The organism is Brevibacillus brevis (genome assembly GCF_031583145.1).
GTDB lineage: Bacteria > Bacillota > Bacilli > Brevibacillales > Brevibacillaceae > Brevibacillus > Brevibacillus brevis_E.
The window spans coordinates 6,115,975-6,139,963 of record NZ_CP134050.1 but is presented as its reverse complement, the minus strand read 5'-3'; the positions used below and the strand labels follow the sequence as shown (position 1 = coordinate 6,139,963).

At 51.0% G+C, this 23,989-nt stretch carries 22 protein-coding genes; 19 read left to right on the top strand and 3 right to left on the bottom strand.

Annotation, left to right across the window (positions count from 1 at the left end; genetic code table 11):
- Window positions 1-10 precede the first annotated feature (10 nt).
- From mnmG to RGB73_RS29970, 8 genes are all read left to right on the top strand, one after another.
- On the top strand, window positions 11-1,912 hold the full coding sequence (mnmG, locus tag RGB73_RS30005; protein ID WP_310767607.1) for a tRNA uridine-5-carboxymethylaminomethyl(34) synthesis enzyme MnmG: 1,902 nt from the start codon (window positions 11-13) through the stop codon (window positions 1,910-1,912).
- 12 nt (window positions 1,913-1,924) lie between these two features.
- Window positions 1,925-2,641 (top strand): 16S rRNA (guanine(527)-N(7))-methyltransferase RsmG, encoded by a 717-nt coding sequence (rsmG, locus tag RGB73_RS30000; protein ID WP_310767604.1) that lies wholly within the window; start codon window positions 1,925-1,927, stop codon window positions 2,639-2,641.
- A gap of 956 nt (window positions 2,642-3,597) precedes the next feature.
- On the top strand, window positions 3,598-4,104 hold the full coding sequence (locus RGB73_RS29995) for an MgtC/SapB family protein (RefSeq protein WP_310767601.1): 507 nt from the start codon (window positions 3,598-3,600) through the stop codon (window positions 4,102-4,104).
- Window positions 4,105-4,776: 672 nt separating this feature from the next.
- Window positions 4,777-5,631, top strand: coding sequence for a nucleoid occlusion protein (gene noc, locus RGB73_RS29990; protein WP_310767599.1), 855 nt, complete (start codon window positions 4,777-4,779; stop codon window positions 5,629-5,631).
- Between the two features lie 537 nt (window positions 5,632-6,168).
- On the top strand, window positions 6,169-6,927 hold the full coding sequence (locus tag RGB73_RS29985) for a ParA family protein (protein ID WP_310767596.1): 759 nt from the start codon (window positions 6,169-6,171) through the stop codon (window positions 6,925-6,927).
- On the top strand, window positions 6,924-7,769 hold the full coding sequence (locus tag RGB73_RS29980; protein WP_310767594.1) for a ParB/RepB/Spo0J family partition protein: 846 nt from the start codon (window positions 6,924-6,926) through the stop codon (window positions 7,767-7,769). Before RGB73_RS29985 ends, RGB73_RS29980 begins: the two co-directional genes overlap by 4 nt.
- Before the next feature lie 15 nt (window positions 7,770-7,784).
- On the top strand, window positions 7,785-8,939 hold the full coding sequence (locus RGB73_RS29975) for an aminotransferase class V-fold PLP-dependent enzyme (protein ID WP_310767592.1): 1,155 nt from the start codon (window positions 7,785-7,787) through the stop codon (window positions 8,937-8,939).
- A 24-nt stretch (window positions 8,940-8,963) separates the two neighbouring features.
- On the top strand, window positions 8,964-9,680 hold the full coding sequence (locus tag RGB73_RS29970) for a DUF554 domain-containing protein (RefSeq protein ID WP_310767590.1): 717 nt from the start codon (window positions 8,964-8,966) through the stop codon (window positions 9,678-9,680).
- Between the two features lie 1,298 nt (window positions 9,681-10,978).
- On the opposite strand, the gene yyaC is transcribed toward RGB73_RS29970, so the two are convergent.
- Window positions 10,979-11,575, bottom strand: coding sequence for a spore protease YyaC (gene yyaC / locus RGB73_RS29965; RefSeq protein ID WP_310767588.1), 597 nt, complete (start codon window positions 11,573-11,575; stop codon window positions 10,979-10,981).
- A gap of 203 nt (window positions 11,576-11,778) precedes the next feature.
- Between yyaC and RGB73_RS29960 the strand changes: the two genes are divergently transcribed.
- The 4 genes from RGB73_RS29960 (at window position 11,779) to RGB73_RS29945 (ending at window position 14,063) form a co-directional block, all read left to right on the top strand.
- Entirely contained in the window at window positions 11,779-12,060 is a 282-nt protein-coding gene (locus tag RGB73_RS29960) for a putative Se/S carrier protein (RefSeq protein WP_310767586.1), read from the top strand.
- Window positions 12,057-12,950, top strand: a complete 894-nt coding sequence (locus RGB73_RS29955) for a mechanosensitive ion channel family protein (RefSeq protein ID WP_310767584.1) — start codon at window positions 12,057-12,059, stop codon at window positions 12,948-12,950. Before RGB73_RS29960 ends, RGB73_RS29955 begins: the two co-directional genes overlap by 4 nt.
- Before the next feature lie 18 nt (window positions 12,951-12,968).
- Window positions 12,969-13,172: a DUF951 domain-containing protein gene (locus RGB73_RS29950; RefSeq protein ID WP_310767581.1), complete on the top strand. Its 204-nt coding sequence runs from the start codon at window positions 12,969-12,971 to the stop codon at window positions 13,170-13,172.
- Window positions 13,173-13,283: 111 nt separating this feature from the next.
- Window positions 13,284-14,063 (top strand): Ig-like domain-containing domain, encoded by a 780-nt coding sequence (locus tag RGB73_RS29945; protein WP_310767578.1) that lies wholly within the window; start codon window positions 13,284-13,286, stop codon window positions 14,061-14,063.
- Between the two features lie 406 nt (window positions 14,064-14,469).
- Here the strand turns inward: RGB73_RS29945 and RGB73_RS29940 are convergent, their stop codons facing one another.
- On the bottom strand, window positions 14,470-14,556 hold the full coding sequence (locus tag RGB73_RS29940) for a YjcZ family sporulation protein (protein ID WP_016739383.1): 87 nt from the start codon (window positions 14,554-14,556) through the stop codon (window positions 14,470-14,472).
- Between the two features lie 365 nt (window positions 14,557-14,921).
- On the opposite strand from RGB73_RS29940, the gene pepF reads away from it, so the two are divergent.
- Window positions 14,922-16,835, top strand: coding sequence for an oligoendopeptidase F (gene pepF, locus RGB73_RS29935; protein ID WP_310767575.1), 1,914 nt, complete (start codon window positions 14,922-14,924; stop codon window positions 16,833-16,835).
- Window positions 16,836-17,000: 165 nt separating this feature from the next.
- On the opposite strand, the gene RGB73_RS29930 is transcribed toward pepF, so the two are convergent.
- Window positions 17,001-17,624, bottom strand: a complete 624-nt coding sequence (locus RGB73_RS29930; RefSeq protein ID WP_310767573.1) for an NAD(P)-dependent oxidoreductase — start codon at window positions 17,622-17,624, stop codon at window positions 17,001-17,003.
- 227 nt (window positions 17,625-17,851) lie between these two features.
- Here RGB73_RS29930 and ychF point away from each other — a divergent pair, with 227 nt between their 5' ends.
- The 6 genes from ychF to RGB73_RS29900 all read left to right on the top strand — a co-directional run bounded on the left by ychF (window position 17,852) and on the right by RGB73_RS29900 (window position 23,987).
- On the top strand, window positions 17,852-18,952 hold the full coding sequence (gene ychF / locus RGB73_RS29925) for a redox-regulated ATPase YchF (protein WP_310767570.1): 1,101 nt from the start codon (window positions 17,852-17,854) through the stop codon (window positions 18,950-18,952).
- 143 nt (window positions 18,953-19,095) lie between these two features.
- Window positions 19,096-19,383, top strand: a complete 288-nt coding sequence (gene rpsF, locus RGB73_RS29920; protein ID WP_005828370.1) for a 30S ribosomal protein S6 — start codon at window positions 19,096-19,098, stop codon at window positions 19,381-19,383.
- Between the two features lie 850 nt (window positions 19,384-20,233).
- Window positions 20,234-22,153, top strand: a complete 1,920-nt coding sequence (gene ltrA, locus RGB73_RS29915; RefSeq protein WP_310767566.1) for a group II intron reverse transcriptase/maturase — start codon at window positions 20,234-20,236, stop codon at window positions 22,151-22,153.
- Window positions 22,154-22,273: 120 nt separating this feature from the next.
- Entirely contained in the window at window positions 22,274-22,717 is a 444-nt protein-coding gene (locus tag RGB73_RS29910; RefSeq protein WP_310767564.1) for a single-stranded DNA-binding protein, read from the top strand.
- A gap of 44 nt (window positions 22,718-22,761) precedes the next feature.
- Entirely contained in the window at window positions 22,762-22,992 is a 231-nt protein-coding gene (gene rpsR, locus RGB73_RS29905) for a 30S ribosomal protein S18 (protein ID WP_005831740.1), read from the top strand.
- 86 nt (window positions 22,993-23,078) lie between these two features.
- Entirely contained in the window at window positions 23,079-23,987 is a 909-nt protein-coding gene (locus tag RGB73_RS29900; RefSeq protein WP_310767556.1) for a DUF2232 domain-containing protein, read from the top strand.
- Window positions 23,988-23,989: the final 2 nt, after the last annotated feature.

Sequence of the window (23,989 nt, the reverse complement as noted above, 5' to 3'; positions counted from 1 at the left end):
GGAAAACAAAGTGAACGCGGTACCTATGTATGAAGCTGGCTCGTTTGATGTCATCGTGATTGGGGCAGGGCATGCGGGGTGTGAAGCGGCATTGGCGGCTGCCCGCATGGGTTGCAGCACCTTGCTTTTGACCATCAACCTCGATGCAGTCGCTTTTATGCCGTGCAACCCTTCTGTCGGCGGTCCCGCCAAAGGGCATGTCGTGCGTGAAATCGATGCGCTCGGCGGAGAGATGGGCCGAAACACAGACAAAACGCACATCCAGATGCGCATGCTGAATACGGGAAAAGGACCTGCCGTCCATGCGCTGCGTGCGCAGGCGGACAAATTCGCCTATCAGCATGAAATGAAACGCACCATTGAGAACACGCCGAATCTGCTTTTGCGCCAGGCGATGGTGGAAGAGCTGATCGTAAATGACGGGGTATGCGAAGGCGTAGTGACGCAGACAGGAGCTCGCTACAAAGCAAAATCGGTCGTGCTGACGACGGGAACGTATCTGCGCGGAAAAATCATTTTGGGCGATTTGCAGTACGAAAGCGGCCCCAACAACATGCGTCCTTCCATTCGTCTGGCCCATCACCTGAAGGAGCTCGGCTTTGAAATGACGCGCTTTAAAACAGGTACGCCGCCACGTGTGCATAAAAGCAGCGTCGACTTTAGCAAAATGGAGATCCAGCCGGGAGATGAGGTCCCACGTGCATTTTCCTATGAAACGACCGAGTTTATCATGGATCAGCTACCTTGCTGGCTGACGTATACGAATGAACAGACACATGAGCTGATCAACGGCAATTTGCACCGGGCACCGATGTATTCCGGGATGATCGAAGGCACGGGTCCGCGTTACTGCCCGTCGATCGAAGACAAAGTCGTCCGTTTCAACGACAAGCCGCGCCATCAGATTTTCCTGGAGCCGGAGGGACGTCACACGGAAGAAATGTACGTCCAAGGCTTGTCGACGAGCCTTCCGGAAGACGTGCAGCTCTCCATGCTGCGTTCGATGTCGGGGATGGAAGAAGTCAAAATGATGCGCCCAGGCTATGCAATCGAGTACGATTCCATCGTGCCGACACAGCTGTGGCCGTCTTTGGAAACGAAAGTATTGCCAGGCCTATTCACCGCAGGGCAAATCAATGGGACCTCCGGGTACGAAGAAGCGGCGGGACAAGGGCTGATGGCAGGGATTAACGCCGCACGCCGCGTTCAGGGGAAATCGCCTGTTGTGCTGGGCCGGGAAGAAGCGTACATCGGCGTGCTGATTGACGATCTGGTCACCAAAGGAACAAGGGAGCCGTATCGCCTGCTTACGTCCCGTGCCGAATACCGGCTGCTTTTGCGCCACGACAACGCCGATCTGCGCTTGACGGACATCGGATACGAAATCGGCCTGATCACCGCGGAGCGCTATGCTCGTTTCAATGCCAAACGTCAGTTGATTGAACAGGAAAAGGAACGCGTCATGAATACCCGGGTGCGCCCTGACATGGAGCACGTCCAGGAAGTGTTGCGTGCAGCCGGCTCGCCGGAGCTGACTGAGGTGATCGAGCTGGCCCAGCTGCTCCGCCGCCCTGAATTGACGTACGGTCACATCCTGCAAATGGCGCCGCCTGCGGAGCCGCTGCCGGAAGAGGTAGCGGAACAGGTGGAAATCCAGATCAAATACGACGGGTACATCCGGAAGTCGCTCCAGCAAGTCGAACGGATGAAAAAGATGGAGGAGCGCCGGATTCCCGAGGGGATCGACTATCAGCAAATTTCGGGCATGTCCAAAGAGGCGCGTGAAAACATGTCGCTGATCCGCCCGTTGAATATCGGCCAGGCAGCGCGCATCTCCGGGGTCACCCCGGCGGACATTTCCGTGCTGATGGTGTATTTGGAGCAGTACAACCGCGTCGGTGCCGCAGAATAAGGAGATAAGCGAATGACGAAAGAACAGTTTGCCGAGGCGCTCGCTGCCAAGGGCATTGTCTTGACGGAGCGACAGATGGAGCAGTTTGATCGGTTTTTCCACCTGCTGGTCGAATGGAACGAGAAAATGAACCTGACGGGAATCACGGAAGAAGGTCAGGTGTACGTCAAGCATTTTTACGATTCCATCACGCCAGCCTTTTACTTTCCTTTTGACAAGGTAGAGTCTGTGGTCGATATCGGAGGAGGAGCTGGCTTTCCCAGCATTCCGCTGAAAATCTGCTTTCCGCATCTGAAGATGACGATCATCGATTCCTTGAACAAGCGCATGAACTTCTTGCAGCACGTCGCTGACGAATTGGGGCTCGAGCACGTGTATCCCGTCCATGGCCGTGCAGAGGATCGGGGGCAGGAAACAGCGTATCGGGAGAAATTCCAGCTGGTCGTCGCAAGGGCAGTCGCGAGAATGAATCTGCTTTCCGAGTTTTGTCTGCCTTTCGCCCAGGTAGGCGGTCATTTCATCGCTCTGAAAGGCGCAGAAATGACGCTGGAGCTGAACGAAGCGAAAAAGGCGATCAAAACATTGGGGGGCAAGACCCGAAAAGTCGAGACGTTTCAACTGATGGAGGAAGCGGGAGAGCGCAACATCGTGATCGTCGAGAAAATAGAAGCGACGCCGAAGAACTATCCGCGCAAGGCGGGCGTTCCGGCCAAAAAACCGATTCTGTAAGTTGTGCAAGAGCGAAGAAAGGTCGCGGCAGAGGCTGCGGCCTTTTTTCTCGTAAATGGATGCTCTTGCGCGGATCGCTTCTCTTCGGCGGAAGCATGTTTCAAGCTGATAGTGCTGTAGCGGGTGGTAGTACGTTGTGGATATCACCACTTTGCTGGTAGCATCACTTTGCGTTAGTGCCTCTTCACGGATCGCAACGGATTACGTACCCACCTTTCTGCGGATAGCCGTGGTGGGTACGATCTGATCAATGGTGAGGGAGAGGAGCCAGCGGATGGGAGCGGGTCGTCTCTTGAGGGGCAAAATGGGAGGTGCGACAAGAAGCTTGGTGATGGAAGAAGGCAGAGGAGAAGGAGCAGCCATTCACTTGTCATCTGGTTGGTACGTCGGCTTTCGATACGCGTAAAGGGGTCACGAGTAAGAATGCAGTGATTCACTCGAATCGGGCAAAGGAGAGCTTACGATAGTTTTTGGGGGATCAAGCAAGCTGGAAACGGAGAGATTCGCCTGCAAGCGATAGGGCCAAATGAGGAAAAGAAAAACGGAACAACGAACAAATCATATTCCGCAGCCCCATTCGAAAGCAGCGTTTCGGTCCGTCAGGGATTTTCGATGACCAGATCCTTTTGCCACCACACCGTAAGAAACGAATAGCAGCAATCCAGCCTCGAAATAGATGCGCGGATCCAGCAATGACTGATTTCTCGTGGTCACGGGATAGGTGACCTGTGGATGGAGGCTCCTTTTCAAAAGGGAAGAAGGCAAAGCTTGTTTCTTTGAACCCAGGATCCGGGGCCAAGTCCCAATAGAGGGCAGCGTTTTTCCGAAGACAGTCGATTCCTTGCAGAAAGGCTCCCAGAAGGGCTTCTGTCACCTCGGGCATGCCAGTCCATTTCTCGGCATATACATACGAATAACTTTTCAAAGAAAAAGCTCTGTGGGGAGATGAGCCATCCGTGGAGAACGTGCTTGCCAGCTTTTTTCCGCCGGAGTTGCCGACCATTCTGCTTCGTTTGTTTTTGGCCTTCTTGGCTGGAGCGATCATGGGATGGGAGCGGGAGAGATTCATCAAAGACGTCAATCGCAGAAGAGGCGCAGGCTTTCGGACGTACAGCCTTGTCTGTTTTGGCTCGTGTCTGTTTGGACTCGCATCGATATACGGATTTCCTTCCACCGGGGCGAGTGATGACCCGGGCCGGGTGGCAGCCCAGGTGGTGACGGGAATGGGTTTTTTGGGGGCAGGGGCCATTATCAAGTTCAATGGCTCGGTCAAAAGATTGACGACTGCTGCAGGAATGTGGGTAGCCTCTGCAATCGGCTTGATGTTTAGCGCCGGGATGTACATCACGCACGGCTATTGTCGCCGCATTTTTCGCCTACTTGACCTTGGATTTTCACAGATTGTTTCCGAAGCTGTTTCACGCCACCAAAATTTCACATTTCTCCGACGAAAGCCTGGATGAAGAGGAGCAGCCAAAAGGGCGTGGGAGGTGGGTTTATTACGACGAAGATCACGACTGATGTTTCACGTGAAACGTTTTTCACTAGCAGGAATTGGACGAATCTTGCAGAATACCAAATAGTAAAAGAATCGTAAGCAGGAGCAACTACAGAACGTGTTTAGGTCAAAAGGAATTCGCCACTGCGGGCAACAGAGCATGCAGCGTCTTTTTGTGTAGGCCGCAGGAACCTTTTATCGCCACCGATATTGCGAAAGCTTCTGCCAACAAGTCGCTATAGGCATTCGGATTTGTTTTGATCGGCATAGTTGCAGGATTCTATCCTTCGTTAGCACGAATCAATCGCTGCTCGGGGCTCCGACCGGAGACCCGTTTTCTCGAGAAAAGAGGCTGGCGGGATCTATTCGTGTTTTTGGAATGGAAAGAGTCGGAAATAACGACAGCAAGGGTCTGGAGGCTGAACATCCGAACGTTGTAGGTGGACAAGTCGGCAAGCTTCGGTATGGAGGAGCAGAGGGACCTGCTCATGTTCTCAGGAAATGGCAAAAAGCACCCGGCATTCAAAAGAGTTGGCGAAATGGCACACGGTACAGACGAGCAGGAAGGATGCCCAATTTTCCCAATGAAACAGCAACAATTAGCAGGGATGGTACGGGTAGAAGTGGGGGATTTTCTATGGCAGTGAAGGATTCATTTTCTCGCATTTTCGGGCTGACCGATAAGACAGACAACGAAGAGATCAGGCAAATACCGGTGGAGGAGATCGTTCCGAACCCGTATCAGCCTCGTACGGTTTTTGATGACGAGAAAATTGATGAATTGTGTCAAACGATTCGCACGCACGGATTGATTCAGCCGATCGTCGTACGGGTGAGGGATGGTCAGTATGAATTGATCGCAGGGGAGCGGCGTTTGCGTGCAACGAAAAAATTGGGCATGGAGCGGATCCCTGCAATCATTAAGGAGTTCAATGATGCGCAGACCGCCTCGATCGCGTTGATTGAGAACTTGCAGCGGGAAGGTTTGACGGCGATTGAAGAAGCGGTAGCCTACCAAAAGCTGATCGACCTGCACAACCTGACGCAGGAGAGTCTGGCACAGCGACTAGGCAAAGGACAATCCACGATTGCCAACAAGCTTCGATTGCTTCATTTGCCACAAGAAATTCAGGATGCGCTGCTGGCCCGCCAGGTGACGGAACGCCACGCGCGTGCGCTTATTCCGTTGAAAGAAAGCGAACTGCAGCTGAAAGTGCTGCAAGAAATTCTGGAACGGGACTGGAATGTAAAGCAGACCGAGGTCAGAGTGAAGCAGCTTCTGGAGGCAGAGGAGAATCCGAAGCAGGAGAAAGAGCGCAAGCCTAGATGGAAGGCGTTCTCCAGAGATGCACGCATCGCGATCAATACCGTCCGTCAATCGATCGATATGGTCATGCAAACCGGTTTGCCGGTAGAAACGAATGAAGAGGACCATGACGAATTTTATCAGTTCACGATCCGGATTCCAAAAAACAAGGAAGCAGGCAAGTAGATCGAATTGAAAATAAAGCGGTTCATACCCTTCAGGGGATAGAACGGTGGCGATTGGGCCGCCGTTCTTTTTGGTCAAATTCCGGTACTGTCATGAATGGGAGGAAAAGGACCGTCCAAAGGATTGGTAAATTCCCCCCATTCACAGCTAGTTGAAACGGGTAACAGCAATGAAGAGGCAACGCTTGGAATCAGGTATGGCGTGTGATGAGGCTCTCTGCAAGAACAAGGGGTGTCAGGCATTTTTCACTATGCCAACAGGAGCGGCCGTTTGGGTTTGACAAAAATCAGGAGAAAATGTACCAATCTAAAAAAACAGCGTACGGCAAGGCGGCAAATCTGGTAACATGGTTATTACTAGAGAAGGAAGGCTCGTACAGGTTTTTTCAGCAGGTTCTTGCTTGTCAAGAACTTGTCACTGTGTAGCCTGAGAGAATAGCAGGATATACAGTCATGCGTACCGGAAAGTTTTCACAAGAACAACCAGAATGTATGCAGATCTCGAACTTTCCTACACGAAAAAAATGAGGTGGAGAAGTTGGGTAAAATCATTGCGGTTGCGAACCAGAAAGGCGGCGTCGGAAAAACGACTACGTCCGTCAATCTAAGCGCGTGTCTGGCCGCATTGGGGAAAAAGGTGCTGCTGGTGGACATTGATCCACAGGGGAATGCAACCAGCGGGATCGGAGTCAACAAGGCCGATGTGCGATATTGTATCTACGATGTACTTATCAATGACATCAGCCCCGTCGATGCCACTTTGCCAACGGAAATTGAAGGTTTAATGATTATTCCAGCCACCATTCAATTGGCGGGTGCGGAAATTGAGCTAGTTCCCACGATTTCACGCGAAGTTCGCCTGAAAAAGGCTCTGGAAGTCGTCAAAGACAAATACGATTTCGTGATTATTGATTGCCCGCCTTCCTTGGGCATTTTGACAGTAAACTCGCTAACCGCCGCAGATTCCGTGCTGATTCCCATCCAGTGCGAATACTATGCGCTGGAGGGGCTGAGCCAGCTGCTCAATACCATTCGTCTGGTACAAAAACACCTCAATTCGCAGCTTGCGATCGAAGGCGTCGTATTGACCATGCTGGATGCGCGAACCAATCTGGGAATCCAGGTCATTGAAGAAGTGAAGAAGTATTTTCAAGAAAAAGTATATAAGACGATCATTCCTCGGAATGTTCGCTTGAGTGAAGCGCCATCACACGGACAAGCCATCATCACGTACGATCCACGCTCAAGGGGCGCGGAAGTCTATACCGATTTGGCGAAGGAAGTGGTAGGGGTATGAGCAGAGGTTTGGGAAAAGGGCTGAACGCACTTATTACTTCCAATCTCATTGAAGAAGGGGAACAAGTCAAAGAAGTTTCCGTCAGTGAGATACGTCCCAATCCGTATCAGCCCCGCAAAGAATTCGAGCAGTCGGCGATTGACGAGCTGGCGCAGTCGATTCGGGAACATGGCATCATACAGCCGCTGATTGTTCGGAAAAGCATCAAAGGATACGAGCTCGTTGCAGGGGAGAGAAGGCTTCGGGCTGCCAAGCTGTGCGGGTTGAAGCAGGTACCTGTCGTGGTAAAGGCCTACACCGATCAGCAGTTGATGGAGATCGCTCTGATCGAGAATCTGCAGCGGGAAAACCTGAATCCATTGGAAGAGGCGGAAGCGTACGACAAGCTCATCGCTTATCACGAGTACACACAAGAACAGCTGGCCCAGCGAATTGGAAAAAGCCGACCGCATGTAGCCAACATGCTGCGTTTGCTTCAACTGCCGGATACGATTCGCAAAATGGTGTCGCAAGCGGAGCTTTCCATGGGGCACGCCCGCGCGTTGTTGACGGTGAATCAGGAGCAGGTACAGCTCCAATTGGCGAAAGATGTTGTGGAAAAGGCTTTGAGTGTTCGCCAGCTGGAAGAAATGGTAAAACAACTGAATGTTTCACGTGAAACAAAGAAGAAAAAGCAGGCAAAACATGAGCCGGTGCTGATAGAGATAGAAGAACGGTTGCGCAGCCGATTTGGAACAGCGGTGAAGATCAAGAAAGGCGTCAAACGCGGAAAAATCGAGATCGATTTTTATTCGCCGGAAGATCTGCAACGAATTATTGATCTATTGCAACCGGAATCGTAATCACAGGAGGTAGTTATGGCGATCATCTATTTGGATAACGCAGCTTCCACCTGGCCAAAGCCGCCGAACGTAAAGGAAATGATGGCAGAAGTCATCGATGATTTTGCAGCCAATCCGGGTAGAGGCGGACATGCTTTGGCGATGAAAGCGAGCAAAACCGTGTTTCGTGCACGAGTGCAATTATCGCGGTTGTTTGGGATTCAAAACCCGAATAACCTCTTTTTTTATATGAATGCCACACAGGCTCTGAATCAGGCGATCAAAGGATTCCTGAAACCGGGCGATCACGTCATTTCCTCGTCCATCGAGCACAATTCCGTGAGACGTCCTCTGGAGTACATGCACAGAACGAGCGGTGTTGATGTGACGTACGTCGGACCAAGAGAGAATCATCTGTTTGATTTGGAAGATTTCGAGAAGGCAATCAAGCCGAATACACGTCTTTTGGTCGTAAGCCATGCTTCTAATTTGACAGGGGTCATCTTGCCTGTTGCCGACTTGGGAGCTATGGCCAAGCAGCACGGGATCGCGTTTTTGGTCGATGCCTCTCAGTCGGCAGGGGTATTGCCGATCCACGTGGAAGAAATGAACATCGACATGCTCGCTTTCCCTGGTCACAAGGGATTGTACGGACCGCAGGGAACGGGCGCCCTATATGTACGGGACGATATTGATCTCGTACCGTTGATTCACGGTGGGACGGGAAGTCAATCGGAAGCGGTAGACCAGCCAACGACCAGGCCGGATCGGTACGAGAGTGGGACTGCCAACACGGTTGGATTGGCGGGCTTGCTGGCGGGAGTCACGTACGTCATGGAAAAGGGCGTGGACAACATCCGTCGACACGAGTGGGAGCTGGTCAAAAGGACAATCACCGCCCTTGAAAAAATTTCTGGGGTAGAGGTGTATGGACCAGGGGTGGACATTGAGCGGGTCGGAGTGGTTTCGTTCAACATCGCTGGGGTTGACGCATCGGAGGTTTCCTTTATTCTTGATCAACAGTACGGAATTGCTACTCGGTCGGGATATCACTGCACACCGCTCGGCCATCAAACCGCAGGTACGGAAGCGCGAGGAGCCGTGCGGGTCAGCTACGGTATTTTCAATACGGAGGCGGACGTAGAAACGCTTATTCAAGCAGTACAGGAGATCGCTGCTGCATTTGAGTAAGGAGTCGTAGGAGGAAACTTACACATGATTTTGCTGGGCACCCTGGTTAATGCGCTAGCCATCATCGCAGGAGCCTTGCTGGGCAGACTGCTGAGCCGGATTCCCGAATCGGTTCGCAAAACCGTCATGCAAGGAATCGGACTGGCTGTCATCCTCCTGGGGATCAAAATGGGCTTGGGGTCCGACAACTTTTTGCTGGTGATCATCAGTATCGTAGTGGGCTCAATCATCGGGGAAGTGATCGGGATCGAGAAAGGGCTGAATCGCCTCGGTCAATGGCTGGAGAAAAAAGTGGGAGGCAGCAAACAGGGCGGCATTGCTACCGGATTTGTCACGACGACGCTGGTCTACTGCATTGGTGCCATGGGTGTCTTGGGATCCATGGATAGCGGGCTTCGCAACAACCACGATATTTTGTTCACCAAGGCTTTATTGGACGGCTTTTCCGCCATTATCTTTTCTTCCACGTTGGGGATCGGCGTGCTGTTTTCAGCAATTCCCGTGTTTCTGTACCAAGGGCTAATTGCTTTGCTGTCCACACAAATTTACAATGTGGTCAGCCAAAGCATGCTTGACGCGATCCTGGTGGAGGTAACGGCAGTCGGTGGCCTGATGATTATTGCGATCGGAATCAATGTTCTGGAGCTCAAAAAGATCAATGTAGCCAACATGCTGCCTGCTCTGGTGATCGCTGCTTTGGGCGTTCCCGTCACCGAGTGGCTGGGCAAGCTGTTTTCATAAGGAACGTCGAGACTCTTCCTAGGGGAAGAGTCTTTTTTATGATGAGGGAGCTCGGTATGTGCTTGGCAATCGCGGTAGGAAAGGAAAAGCCCGGCTTGAGGGAAGGCATCGAAACAAGATTTCGCCAGGGGCTGAGAGGAGTGTTGCCTGTAGTAAGCAAAATGTCGGAGAATGAGAGGCGTTCTGTGGTAGTAAGCAAAACGTCTGGAGCTGCAGCTAGTAATAAGCAAAACGTCAAGGCATCAGGGATGTGCTGCGTGCTGCTGGCAGTAGGCAAAACGTCAACGGTTGGAACGGCAGTGAGGAAGCGATAAAATCGGCATGGGGATAGCAGGCTCTTAACGCAGCGAGGTACGTAAGCAAAGGATCAACTGATTGTTTCATGGACAACAGAGTCGGCAGAACGACAGATCATTCGTGGGCCAGAGAAGCGAAGGAGCAAGGGGTACAGGCAGAACAGAGGAAGCGTTGGATAAATTGTTGCAGGTGAAAAAGATTGTGCCAGAAAAGGTTTTGCCAGAAAAGGCTGCTAGTCGTGGAAAGAGCTGCACGACCAAAATTGGCGGGGGGTGCGGCTCGAATAAACAGGCTGGCAATTGCCGACAGGAATCGCATAGGTAAAAAGACATTGGGCAGGCAGAAGCGGATTGTAAGGGGCCAAAGAGCCGTTTTTCAGGAAAAGAAGACATCCGGGAAGGGGAAGCGAAAAGAGCACCTATTTAGCTGATAGAAAAAGAGGATGAAAATCGCGTGGTTGTCGTGAAAGGATAGAATTGTACAGAAAGCGGTCCATCACGATCGCAAACGAAGAAAGAGAGTGTGTGACGAGCCATTCGCCAGAAAGAGGAGAAAACAAATTTCGCAGGAGCACTATTTGCATTTTTTCGGGACAATACGTGTCGAGGTTCGAGCGAATGATGTCGGAAAAACGGGAAAGGCTGATCGATTTGTTGTCGTTTTTGGGAGACAAATCGAGGCTGAACTGATCGAGGCAGCCTTTGACAAACAAGTCGGCCAGGTAACGAACCAATCCAGGTACAAGAGCAGCCGACCCGGTCTCGGGCTTGGAAGCAGCGTACGTGCAGCGTAAGTCGGGTTGGTACTGCGTAGTGCGTAGGAAAGGCTGGCTGCTGAACCGCAGCTGTATCGGTTGTGCCTGGATCTTCGGTAGGGAGGCCAATCAACAGAGTGGTTATCTTCAAAGAACAAAAAAAGAGACTTGTTCTCCCAGAGGGGGAGGAGAGCAAGTCTTTTCACCTATAGGAACGAGGAGTTGGCACGTACCTGGGCAGATAAGTTCAAACACTGCCCAGACGGCTTTCCTCTGAGGCTAACGAAACGGCTTTCGACAATCCGGAAGCGATGATCTCCGCCATGCGCATGACGACGGCCAGACGAGTATTTTGGAGCACAAAGTACTCCATGAAGCCGCCGACGTTGACAATGCCGGTGATGTGAAAGGTACCGACGGGCGGAAGCTCTTTTTTCACGCCGGCTCCCGGCTTTAGCGGCCCGTTGATCACATTGATATTGCCCACATGGCTGAACTGGCCCAAACAGGCGTCGACGGCGATGACCGTAGACTTGGGATGGCGGGTCTGGATGAATTCCAGCTTTTCCTTCAGGTTCATGGCATGGACAGGATCGTCCAAAGTCCCGTACACTTGAAGCATTCGGGAGGTATGAGCCTGCAGCTTGCTGCCCACCAGAGGGCCCAGGGCATCGCCGGTTGAACGGTCTGTCCCAATGCACACCAGAACGATTTCGTCTTCAAACGGCTTTAGGCGAAAGCGATGAGCAAGGTGAAGAGCCAGGTGTTCATCTGCATTTTCACTGCGATATTCCACTTTAAACGGTGGCAAGAAACTATCCTTGCGATTGTCAAATGTATTCATGGCTACCCCCACTCTCGCGATCATCAATCAAAAGATTTGAAGAGTATTCACAGTATAGTACCGAAACGTCATTTTTATACCAGCTAATGGGAAGGTTACGTAGGTTTTGAAAAATCTGCGAAGCTGGCAAGAGAATAAGTGAACAGGTACAATAAGAGAAGCTTGTATGGAACCATCCACAGAAGGATGCAGGAGGGAGAAAAATGGGAGGAGAGACGGTACTGATCGCATTTGATTCCACCCAGCAAGCTTTGCGTGCGGAAATGCTGCTGGAGTATGCGGATATAGAGATTGATACGCGCCCGACTCCGAAAGAAATAACGGCAGGCTGTGCCCTTTCCATCGAGTTTCCACTGCCTGATTATTCACAGGCCAAGACGATCATGGACGAACAGCAAGTGATGATTCGCGGCTATTTTCGCCGATTTTCCGACTGCTATGCGGAAATCGACGAGAAAGGGAACAGAAAGGAGCAGGAAGAATGAAAGACGGAGGCTTTTTTTCATCACTTTATGAACAAATTTACAATGACGTAACGAACGCCGACATGTGGATGAATATCGGAGTGATTGCGTTAAAAATTATCGCGATCATCGTAGTTTCGCGAATTGTGGTATCAGTAGTCCAGGCAGGGGTCACCCAAGTATTTCAGCACCGGAGAGGGAGCAAGCTGCAGATGGATCAGCGCCGCGTCGATACGATGCGTGTGCTGGTCAACAACGTCGTTCGGTACACGCTGTATTTCCTGGCGATTCTCATGGTGCTGCAGCAGCTGGGGATCGACTTGAAACCGGTCCTGGTCAGCGCGGGGGTGCTGGGTCTGGCAGTCGGCTTTGGAGCGCAGAGCCTGGTGCGCGATGTGATTACCGGATTTTTCATCATATTCGAGGATCAGTTCGCTGTCGGCGACTTTGTGACGATCAACAACATGACCGGTACGGTTCAGGAAATTGGCCTGCGGATCACGCGCATCCGCAGTTGGACGGGAGAGGTACACATTTTTCCCAATGGTACGATTACGCAGGTGACCAACTTCTCTTTGCAAAATACGCTGGCGGTTGTAGATGTTTCCGTAGCCTATGAGGAGGATCTGAAGCAGGTAGAGGACGTGCTTCGGGAAGTGCTGCGGATGGCCCAAAGCGAGCTGACAGACATCGTGGCTGAGCCGCAGATCCTCGGTGTGCAGGCATTGGGTCCGTCGGAAGTGACGATGAGGGTAACAGCAGAGTGCAGGCCAAATACACATCACGGCGTGAATCGGAATCTGCGGGCGATGATCCGGACGGAGTTTACGAAACGAGGCATTCAAATTCCGTACCCGAAAATTGTCGCCATGCAGGGAAAAGGCCAGGGACAAATGCAAGGGCAAGCGTAGAGAAAGGAGAAAACCAGAATGGAACGGAAACAGTTTGGGTTGGGGGATGTCGTTCAAATGAAAAAGCCGCATCCGTGCGGGACAAACGCCTGGAAGGTGATCCGCATGGGGATGGACATACGGATCAAATGCACCGGATGCGACCATAGCGTGATGCTCCCGCGTCTGGAGTTTGAACGAAAGCTGAAAAAGATCCTGAGCCATGGGGAAGAGCAGGAATAAGAAAGAATATTTTTGAAACCCCCCATTGTCTTTTTTTACAATGCCCATAAACGGTGAGAGGAGGCTGTTCGATGTGGGAACAGCTTCCTGCCGTTCAGATGGGGGGATTCGATGAAGAGACGGACAAACAGCTGGCTGCAAGCACTCGGTATGGTAGTATTGCTGGTGTTTATGGCAAGGCCGACGATGGCAGCGGAGGGATCCGCATGGGGAATCAAGCTGTCGCCGGCCGACAAAGCGGGGGAGGTTGCTCCGGATACGCTCGTGACGCTTTCGTTTTCTGGGCCCGTTCGCTTGATGAACAACAAGGAGCCTGCCAATTCGTCTTGGACATCCATGATTCAGTTGACGGACAGCAAGAAAAAGCGTGTGCCGTTCACGGTCAGTTGGAACAAGGCGAGCCGAACGGTCACGATCGACCCGGTAGGAAATTTGGAAGCCGGTCAGACCTTCAAAGTGACGTTGCCGGCGAAAAAGCTGAAGAACGAGCGTGGACAAGTCAATCCCGAAGTGACAAGTGTGTTTTCCACAAAAAAGCCTGTGGATAAAATTGCGCCATTGGCCACGATTCTTCCGGGGCACGGGGCAAAACAAGTCAAGCTTCAAGATAAAGTGACACTCCAATTTTCGGAGGAAGTGTTGCTGTCGAGCGGCGGGACGCTGTCGAGCAAGACGGCTGGGCCGCTTGTCCGACTGACCGACGAAGCAGGCGCCAGCATCGCTCATACCATTACGTGGAACAAGAGCAAACGGATGCTGACGGTAAAGCCGAAAGGGAAATGGCTGCCGTACAAAACGTATCAGATCGAGGTTTTGCCAGGTCTTTTGCGCGATACGGCAGGGAATCCAAACCCGGCGCAGCGTTCCACTTTTACGACGGGGGCGAAATAGCTCGAGCCGCGGGAACACGAAGAATCCGTCTGGAGCAAACAAAAAGGATGAGCCTGCATAGGGCTGCATCCTTTTTTCATACAGATAGGAATTTATAAAATTCCTATCCAGTATAAGGGCAACCGCAGCTCCGCCAAAAGGCATGGCGTAGCCAGGTTTTCTAATTCCGGAGCGAGTAGTGACGTTCTGCCACCAGATCTCCGCTCCTGAGGACTATACCTTCGGCTGAGTTTCTGATTTTTACAATCGTGACGTGTTCTCCCGGAAGGATCGAGTGATGCGCTATGACAATTCATGGCGAAGCGAGGGCGCAATCGCCAAAGTTCACGGATTTTTGTGCGGAAAGCAAGGAATGCTTGTTGGAAACAGGCTTTCCGTTTAGATAGGCTGGATCGCAGCGGGAGTATTAGTTGCAGTCACAACCAACGATCACGAGAAGGATGAAGAGAACCAAGATCAGCGCGAAGTCATCGAAACCGTTAAAGATACCCACTTGCTAACACCTCCTACCCTAGTTTCAATACACATGCTATGTCAAAAGCGGAGAAGAGGTATGGGCGTTTGTCACGGGTGTGGAGGAAAAATAAGTTATGCACACGCTATCCACAGAAAATGTGGACAACTCTCTTGTGGAGAACCAGAACAGCGGGAACCAAATCGGTCAAAACCAACGAAAAAGCGACAGTTATCCACAGAATTATCCACAAAACTGAATTTTCTCTGGATAAATAGACTGTTGTTAATAAATATTTAAAATATTTCTACTAATCAAGAAGGATATTTGGGCGAAAAAAGATAATTACAGTAACTAGATTTTGGAAAAGAATAAGAGAGAGAAAGCAAAGGGGCGATTGAGATTTGAAAAAGCGAGCATTTGCATCAGTCACGGCATTGGCTATTGCGTTGGCTACCGTAACAGGACCTTTTATCCCGTACAGTTCGCCTGCAGTTGCGATGGCTGCGGAAAAAGCTCCTGTTTATCAGTCGCGCGCGGAGATTCCGGATCAGTACAAATGGAAGCTGGATGATATTTATCCGACTGTCCAGGCTTGGGAAAAAGATGTCGCCAAGGTCGAAGAAATGGCCAAAGCTTTCACCCAGTATCAAGGAAAGCTGGGCACTTCTGCTTCCACGATGCTGAAGGCACTGGAAGACTACATGAGCTTGATGCGTCTAAACGACAAGGCGTATGTGTACGCCAACATGTCACTCGATGTCAACTCGGCTAATTCGGAGCTGCAAAAGCTCGCGGACCGGGCCGAAAAAATGTACACGCTGGTCTCGGAAAAATCGGCGTGGGTCCAACCGGAAATTGTGGCAATTCCCGACGCCAAGATGAAGAACTTGCTGGCGGACAAGAACCTGGCTCCCTACAAGCTGTTCCTCGAGGATATGCTGCGTACGAAGCCGCATTCTCTATCAAAGGAAATGGAGGAGCTGCTGGCCAAGTCGGCCCCGCTCGGAAATTCGCCAACGAATATTTACAGCATGCTGTCCAAGGATGTGAAGTTCCCGAAAATCAAGGATGCAAGCGGGAAAGAGATCCAGATCACCCGGGCCAACTTCGTTTCGCTCCTGGAAAGCAAGGATCAACGTGTCCGCAGAGATGCGTTTAAAGCCTATTACAGCGCATTGATCGATTTTCAGGACAGCTTTGCCCAGACTTTGGCGGCGAAAGTGAAGGGCGACAACTACTACGCGGACGCACGCCACTACCAGTCTGCGCTGGAAGCCAGCCTGAATCCGAACAACATCCCGACCAAGGTGTACGACGAGCTGATTGATACGGTCAATGACAACCTGCCGCTGCTGCATCGCTACATCGCCCTGAAGAAGAAAATGCTCGGGGTCAACGAGCTGCACATGTACGACATTTACGTCCCGATCGTGCCGTCCGATGACAAATACATCTCGTTTGAGGATGGCAAAAAGATGGTCGTCGATGGGCTGCAAGCGATGGGAGACGACTATGTCAAAGTGCTGGCGGATGGTCTGGAGAGCGGATGGGTAGACGTTTATTCGACCGATGACAAGCGGACGGGCGCCTATCAGTGGGGAGCCTACGATACACATCCGTACGTATTGCTGAACCACCAGGGGACGCTGGACGACGTCTTTACGATTGCGCATGAGATGGGACACGCCATGCAGTCGTACTACACCAACAAAACGCAGCCGTACGTCTCGTCGAATTACCCGACCTTCACGGCTGAAGTGGCGTCTACGATGAATGAGACGCTGCTGTTCAAGAGCATGTATGCGAAGGCGAAGACCAAAGAGGAAAAGATGTACCTGCTCAATCACTACCTGGAAAACTTCCGGTCGACGCTGTTCCGCCAAACCCAGTTTGCCGAATTTGAAAAAGCCATTCACGAAAAGGAGCAGGCGGGAGAGTCGCTGAACGCGGAGGCCATCAAAAAGATTTACCTTGATATCAACAAGAAGTACTACGGGAAAGACATGGTCTCTGACGATGAGATCGCGATGGAGTGGGCTCGCGTTTCCCATTTCTTCAACTACAAGTACTATGTCTACCAATACTCGACGAGCTTTGCCGCGTCCCAGGCTCTGGCGAAACAAATCCTGGATGAAGGGAAGCCGGCTGTGGACCGCATCCGCACCAACTTCCTCGAGGCTGGCAGCTCTGCACCGCCGATCGAAGTGCTGAAAGCGGCCGGAGTAGATATGTCGACCTCCAAGCCGATCGAACAGGCCATGGAAATTTTCGAAGAGACGCTAACCGAATTGGAGAAGCTGGTCAACGAGAAGTAAGCTGCCTGACATCAGGCAAAAAAGAAGGGCTCCCTTTCCGTCGAGAGGGAGCCTTTTCTTCGTACAGATAGGAATTTATAAAATTCCTATCCAGTATAAGGGCAGCCGCGGCTCCGCCAAAGGGCTTGGCGTAGCCGGGTTTTCTAACGTTTCGAAAGCGGAGGGTCAATAGGCGATGCCGACACGGGAGCGAATGTAGTCGCGGCTGCCGGCCAGGCTGTAAGTAAAGTCTGCCGTATCGGGAACCGATATTTCCGCGCCGCCTTCGGGCAAAAAGTCGGCTTCGACCCGGTACGAACCGATCCGGTCGCCATCCGGCAAATAGGTCGGGCAAACGATCGTCCAATCGAGGCCGGACTTCTCCAGGAGCAAATAGGCTTTGTGGTGCTCTTCCGCAGCGCGGGTCAATTTTCGCTTAGACTCGCTGGACTGGTAGCGGAGCAATTCCGGGGATGTTCTGCTTTGCAGGATGCCGGCCGTCCCGACAGTGATGATGCGGGTAACGCCTTCCTGCTCCATGGCGCGGATGATGTGCGGGATCCCTTCGGACAAGACCGTGGACCCGTCCGTGCTGAGTGTGCTGATGACTGTATCGGCGTCTTTCATCGCGCGCTGTACATCGGCGGGCTTTAGGACATTGCCGGCGATGACCCGCAGTTGGTCTCCTGCTGGGGGAGACAGCTTGTCCGGCGAGCGAACCAATACCGTCACGCGATGTCCGTCCGCGAGCGCCTGCTTCAAAATGTGGCTGCCCACGCGGCCTGTGGCTCCGAACAAGAGCAAATTCAAGAAAAACACCTCGTTTTCATGTAGTCCGAAAGTCCAGTATTCCTGCCATCCAGTCTAGCATTTCTTTTTTTGTCCCACCAGATCCGGGTAAGCTGCAAGTGTCAGCATGCCATTGCCTTTCGGTTCGGTCCGTCCAGGAACAGTTGCCACAAGGATGCAATTGTATTCTTATATCCAAATCTATATACTTAAAAGGATGTCAGGATGATGATAAGGAGTGTATATAGATGGGTGCATCTTGCGGGATTGTAGGTCTTCCCAACGTAGGCAAGTCGACCTTGTTCAACGCCATTACCCAAGCCGGAGCGGAATCGGCTAACTACCCGTTCTGTACGATTGATCCGAACGTCGGCATCGTCGAGGTACCAGATCCTCGTCTGGCCAAATTGACCGAGATCGTAGTTCCAAACAAAGTAGTGCCGACTGCATTCGAATTCGTGGACATTGCCGGCCTGGTAAAAGGCGCGAGCAAGGGCGAGGGTTTGGGCAACCAGTTCCTGGGCCATATTCGCGAGGTGGACGCGATTGCGCACGTCGTCCGCTGCTTTGAAGATGAAAACATTACACACGTCGCCGGCCGTGTCGATCCGCTCTCCGATATCGAGACGATCAATCTCGAACTGATCTTTGCCGACCTCGATTCTGTCGAGCGCCGTATCGACCGCATCGGCCGCAAGGTAAAAGCGGGCGACAAGGAAGCCAAGCAAGAGCTGGATGTGCTGGAGAAGCTCAAGGCCGCCTTTGAAGAAGGGAATGCTGCGCGCAGCGTGGAACTGGATGACGAGGAGCGCAAATGGATTCGCGACTTGCACCTTTTGACCATCAAGCCGATGCTGTACGTGTGCAATGTGGCCGAAGACGGCATTCAGACCGCTGACACCAACCCGCACGTGCAAGCCGTACGCGAGCATGCAGCAAGCGAGGGAGCGCACGTAGTCGTTATCAGCGCGAAGGTCGAAGCCGAGATCGCAGAGCTGGAAGGCGAGGACAAGGAAATGTTCCTGCAGGAGCTGGGCCTTGAGGAATCCGGTTTGGACCGTTTGATTCGCGCAGCGTATGAGCTCTTGGGCCTGGTCACTTACTTTACGGCAGGCGTGCAGGAAGTCCGAGCGTGGACGATCCGCCGCGGCACGAAAGCGCCGGGAGCGGCAGGGGTCATCCATACCGATTTCGAGCGCGGCTTCATTCGCGCCGAAGTCATCGCGTACGACGACCTGGTAGAAGCTGGATCGGTAGCAGCAGCACGCGAGCGCGGCAAGTACCGATTGGAAGGAAAAGAGTACGTAGTGGCGGATGGAGATGTCATGCATTTCCGGTTCAATGTCTAGACTTGAGCCTTGCCACGCAAGATTCGCTTTGGTATAATACGATAATGCGAGTATTTATGGAGTGCATGTCTAATGCGTTTCGTTTCAGCACTCGCTCCTTGCCCGCGTGCGGGCCGCTAAAGTCCATAAGGAGGTGAAAAGGTATGCGTCAATACGAAGTTATGTATGTATTGCGTCCAGACCTTGAAGAAGAGAAAGTGAAATCCAATGTAGCTCGTTACAGCGAGATCGTAACCAACTACGGCGGCGAAATTTCCAAACTTCAAGAAATGGGCAAGCGTCGTCTTGCTTATGAAATCAATAAGTTCCGTGAAGGTTACTATGTTTTGATGAACTTCAAAGCGAACGCTGATGCTGTTGCGGAAGCAGAGCGTCTGATGAAAATCAACGACGACGTCATCCGCTTCATGTTCGTTCGTGATGAGAAGTAATCACCGTCGCGGCAAGAGGGGGAACCAAGGTGAATAAAGTCATTCTCATCGGCAACCTGACCAAAGATCCTGAACTTCGCTATACGCGTGCGCCACGTTTCGCCTAACCTACAACTGTAGGGAAAAGCGACGGACTTTGACGGTATCTAGGTGCACCCTAATACTCGCACGTCAAAGTCAAGAACTCTGTTTCTGAAATCTTCCGTGAAACGCGGAAGCCATGCCGAATCCACAAGTTACGCTTGGCATGAGGGCTAAGACTCCTACAGGCGGACATTGGCTGACACCAATAGCTGTCTGAGAGCTAGGTAAAGTCGTAATCCAAGTAACCTAAGTCCGAAAGGATATGGCGAAAGTGATGCGGGCCTCCTTAAAAGCCGACTCATGGTGAGGAAGTTAATCCGAACGTATGCAGCCTCGTAACGCAAGTTCACCCGAAAGGGGCAATGGGATACGTTGTAATATCTTGTGTGTTGGTATTACAACTGCGGATTTGAAATAATCCGTAAAGACGTGGAACAACTGGGATTCAAAACACGTCTAGGTTCCCCGGGGTAGGGTACGCACCTAAAAGTCAGTAAACATAGGGATAGGAAGCAGGGAACGTGGGAGATCCCACTTAACGGAGGATGTCAGTCCGTTGAGGTTTTGTGGGAAGTCAGAGCCCCCGTAGTAGTCCGAGAACGGGAAAGCCGTTTACATGGCGAAGGGGGGCAGTCGGATTGATAACTGCCACTAAAAGAACCTTGACTTGAGTTAACGCTGGAGGATTGTACAGTCCGAAAGTCTATCGCTAACTCATCTCTGCTTGGATAGTTTCTTCCTATTACATATAGGAAGGACTGAGAAGATGAGGGTTAATGCTCAAGTCGAGTCGGAGACTGAACTAAAATCAGTACTCGACACCCTATACAGGCAGTCTCAAGACGGAAAGTCCTTCACTGGATTATATGAGTTAATTACTAACGAACAAACCATCATAACTGCTATACACAACATTAAGTCCAACAAGGGCAGTATGACGGCAGGTATCGACAAGAAAGTCATTAGAGACTATCTTCAGATGCCGAGGGAAAAGTTGCTTCGAACCATTAAAACATGCTTCGAAAGCTACAACCCCCAACCAGTTAGGAGAAAACTCATTCCTAAAGGGAACTCCGACAAAATGAGACCGTTGGGAATACCGACGATGCAGGACAGAATCATTCAGGAATGCGCCAGGATAGTCCTAGAACCCATCCTCGAAGCGAAATTCTATCCACACAGCTACGGCTTTAGACCATATCGGTCAACTCATCACGCCATAGCAAGGATAGCAAGTCTCATCAATATTGGTGAGTTTAGATTCGCAATCGAAGGAGACATTAAAGGCTACTTCGACAACATCGACCACTCACTCCTCATCAACAAACTCAGTAAAATGGGTGTAATTGATAAGAGGGTGCTGGCACTCGTCATGAAAATGCTTAAAGCAGGAATAATGAACGAAGGCGTGTTTGAAGAATCCACTCTAGGATCACCGCAAGGTGGGATTATCAGCCCCCTGCTTGCAAACGTATATCTGAACGACTTTGACTGGATTGTATCAAGCTGGTACGAAAATCCTTACCAACTAGAACAGTATTCCAACGAAAAGAACGCCAGACGTGCAATGAGGCAAAAGGGAATCGAACCTGTATTTCTCGTGAGATACGCTGACGACTGGGTTATCTTGACCAAATCCAGAGAAGAAGCTGAAAGACGGTTAAAAGCACTCAATAAATACTTTGAGGCTAAGCTGAAACTGCAACTTTCTCCTGATAAAACAGTCATTACTGACCTTACTGAGAAAGCAATGTCATTCCTAGGGTTTTGGCTGAAAGTCGAAAAGCCAAGAACCTTTACAGGTAGAACGGGTAAAGTAAGAAAACGCCCACTAACCTGCAAGGTTTACCCGAATACCAAGAAGCTGAACGAAAAGTTCAGGGAAGTCCTCGACAAAATCAAGAGCCTGAAAACTACCGTCTGCGAATATCAAAAGGCTGTCGTAATCGAAGAGGTAAACTCGATGATAGTCGGTTTATCGCTCTACTACAACAAGTCGATTTGCAGTAAGGTTTTCTCAAGCCTTGACAACAAAGTATTCAAAGCCTGTCACTACACATGGAAGTCGATGTATTACAACCAGAACGGCGGTAAGAACCTCGACCATGTGAAAACGGCAAAGGAACTTTCTAACAGACCAGCTAGACACGCCGGTTACACAACCAAATGTCACGCTGTCGAAGTTGAAGGGAAATGGGTGGGAATCACCAAGTTCTTCATGACTGGCTCAGATCGTGCAGTAAACTTCAACCAAGCCATGACTCCGTATACAGAGGAAGGCAGGAGTTTATACGCTCAGTTGTCCAAGAAGAAGAACCCATTGGATAGACCTCCGCTCTACAATCCTAACAGCTTTAGGTTAGCTAAGAAGAACTCACGTTCTTCAAATCATAACCTCAGAAAGTACAACTTTGAATACTACATGAATCGAGAGTACGCTTGGAATCGGGATAAAGGGAAATGTAAAATATGTGAGCTCGATATTTTACCGAACGACTATCACTGCCATCACATTGACCCAACATTACCATTGCACGAAATTAATAAAGTAGCCAATCTCGCTAGCGTCCATGACGGATGCCATGAATTGATTCATGGAACCTCGGAAGTTGATAATCCGAAAATGGCGAAGAAGCTATCTAAGTATAGGGAGAAACTAAAAGGTAAAGCTAAAGTGGTTAGTTGAGGGTTGATTGCCATGTTAATCCTTCTCGACCTTAAATAAGTCGGGGTCAGTTCGATGGAAAGCCGTATGCAGGGAAACTTGCACGTACGGTTTGGGACAGGGGAAAAGACGGAGGCGCACATGCCAAAGTTTTACCTATTGTCATCGAATGGCGTTGCCGTTGCTACTTTTACTGTGGCGATCAATCGTCCTCGCACCAACCAGGCGGGCGAAAGAGAAGCCGACTTCATCAATATCGTCGCGTGGCAAAAATTGGCTGACCTGTGCGCCAGCTATTTGCGCAAAGGCAGACAAGCCGCCATCGAAGGACGCCTGCAAACGCGCTCCTACGATAATAAAGAAGGAAAAAGAGTGTACGTGACGGAGGTTGTTGCGGAAAACGTCCAGTTCCTGGGCGGTCGAAGCAATGACAACGGAGACAACGCAGGTTTTGATCCGGGTCCAGGCTTCGGCGGCGGCAGCAAGCCGTCCGGCGGGCAGAGAAACGACTACGACCCGTTTGGTGATCCCTTCGCTAGCGCAGGCAAGCCGATCAACATTTCGGATGATGACTTGCCGTTCTAAACAAATCATATAACTTTCACATTCCTTAAGAAGGAGGGACTATCATGGCACGCAAAGGACGTCCTAACAAGCGTCGTAAAGTTTGCTTCTTTAAAGTGAACAAAATCAAACACATCGACTATAAAGATGTTGATTTGCTCAAAAAGTTCATCAGCGAGCGCGGTAAAATCCTGCCTCGTCGTGTGACCGGTACTTCCGCTAAGTACCAACGCGCACTGACGATCGCAATCAAACGCGCACGTCAAGTGGCACTTCTGCCTTACACGGCTGAATAATTTCCACAAGCGATAAAAAGGGGGACACAATTGCGTGGCCCTCTTTTTTCCATATCTTTTTGTACTCGTACAAATGAGGTGCTGACATGCCTTCGAAAACCAAGCAATTGGCCGAAAATGCCTTGATGCTGGGTATCGCTCTGGTGCTGTTGTTTCTCAGTACATACACGGTGCTGGGAGCGTTAGTCGGTATTTTGGTTCCACTGCCGTTTTTGTTCCTGGGTATGAGCAGAACCATACCGAATCTGGTGTGGATTTCCCTGGCGTTTACGTTTTTGGGCTGGATCATTACGGGACCGATCACTGCTTTTGTTGCTCTCGGCTTTGCCATTTGGGGAGCGGTGATGGGCATCGTTTACACCAAGAGGGGAACGGCTTTATCGGGCATTACCGCGGGAGCAGCTGCGGTCTTCCTCGGATTCTTGTTCATGCTGGCGTTTATGATTTTCGGCATGAAGACCAACTTCGATGCGATCATGCAACAGGCTGCCTCGCTTCGGCCGACATTCATGCCCAAAGAGCAGTACGATCAGGCGATGCAAATGGGCAAAATGCTCATTCCTGTAAGTCTGATCATGTTCAGTTTTATATCAAGCGGGATTGTGCATTGGCTGGCGCGCCTGATGGGGAAACGGCTGCGTAGACCGGTGCCGGTACTTCCGCCGATCAGGGAATGGAACTTCCCGCGTTCCTTGCTCTACTATTACTTCATCGCCATGATTGCGATGCTGGTGTTCGGGGCAAGCATGCAGGGCACGTTTTGGGAAAGCGCCGTTTTAAACGTAAAAGTCATGCTGGATGCGGTATTCACCCTGCAAGGCCTCAGCTTTTGCCTGTTCGCCGCGCATTTGTACGGGTGGAAGAGATTGACTCCAGTGCTTATTGTCTGTCTATTTATTTTTCCCTTTCTAACCACTATACTGAGTCTAGTAGGTATCTTTGATTTGGGAATCCGCTTGCGTGATAAACTGGAAACAAGAGTGAAGAGGGGCTGAGG

What these genes read in the sequence shown, in the direction of transcription:
- rsmG (WP_310767604.1), top strand. Translation starts at nt 1,925, where the DNA reads ATGACGAAAGAACAGTTTGCCGAGGCGCTCGCTGCCAAGGGCATTGTC.
- noc (WP_310767599.1), top strand. Translation starts at nt 4,777, where the DNA reads ATGGCAGTGAAGGATTCATTTTCTCGCATTTTCGGGCTGACCGATAAG.
- RGB73_RS29980 (WP_310767594.1), top strand. Translation starts at nt 6,924, where the DNA reads ATGAGCAGAGGTTTGGGAAAAGGGCTGAACGCACTTATTACTTCCAAT.
- RGB73_RS29975 (WP_310767592.1), top strand. Translation starts at nt 7,785, where the DNA reads ATGGCGATCATCTATTTGGATAACGCAGCTTCCACCTGGCCAAAGCCG.
- RGB73_RS29970 (WP_310767590.1), top strand. Translation starts at nt 8,964, where the DNA reads ATGATTTTGCTGGGCACCCTGGTTAATGCGCTAGCCATCATCGCAGGA.
- yyaC (WP_310767588.1), bottom strand. Translation starts at nt 11,575, where the DNA reads ATGAATACATTTGACAATCGCAAGGATAGTTTCTTGCCACCGTTTAAA.
- RGB73_RS29960 (WP_310767586.1), top strand. Translation starts at nt 11,779, where the DNA reads ATGGGAGGAGAGACGGTACTGATCGCATTTGATTCCACCCAGCAAGCT.
- RGB73_RS29955 (WP_310767584.1), top strand. Translation starts at nt 12,057, where the DNA reads ATGAAAGACGGAGGCTTTTTTTCATCACTTTATGAACAAATTTACAAT.
- RGB73_RS29950 (WP_310767581.1), top strand. Translation starts at nt 12,969, where the DNA reads ATGGAACGGAAACAGTTTGGGTTGGGGGATGTCGTTCAAATGAAAAAG.
- RGB73_RS29945 (WP_310767578.1), top strand. Translation starts at nt 13,284, where the DNA reads ATGAAGAGACGGACAAACAGCTGGCTGCAAGCACTCGGTATGGTAGTA.
- ychF (WP_310767570.1), top strand. Translation starts at nt 17,852, where the DNA reads ATGGGTGCATCTTGCGGGATTGTAGGTCTTCCCAACGTAGGCAAGTCG.
- rpsF (WP_005828370.1), top strand. Translation starts at nt 19,096, where the DNA reads ATGCGTCAATACGAAGTTATGTATGTATTGCGTCCAGACCTTGAAGAA.
- ltrA (WP_310767566.1), top strand. Translation starts at nt 20,234, where the DNA reads ATGAGGGTTAATGCTCAAGTCGAGTCGGAGACTGAACTAAAATCAGTA.
- RGB73_RS29910 (WP_310767564.1), top strand. Translation starts at nt 22,274, where the DNA reads ATGCCAAAGTTTTACCTATTGTCATCGAATGGCGTTGCCGTTGCTACT.
- rpsR (WP_005831740.1), top strand. Translation starts at nt 22,762, where the DNA reads ATGGCACGCAAAGGACGTCCTAACAAGCGTCGTAAAGTTTGCTTCTTT.
- RGB73_RS29900 (WP_310767556.1), top strand. Translation starts at nt 23,079, where the DNA reads ATGCCTTCGAAAACCAAGCAATTGGCCGAAAATGCCTTGATGCTGGGT.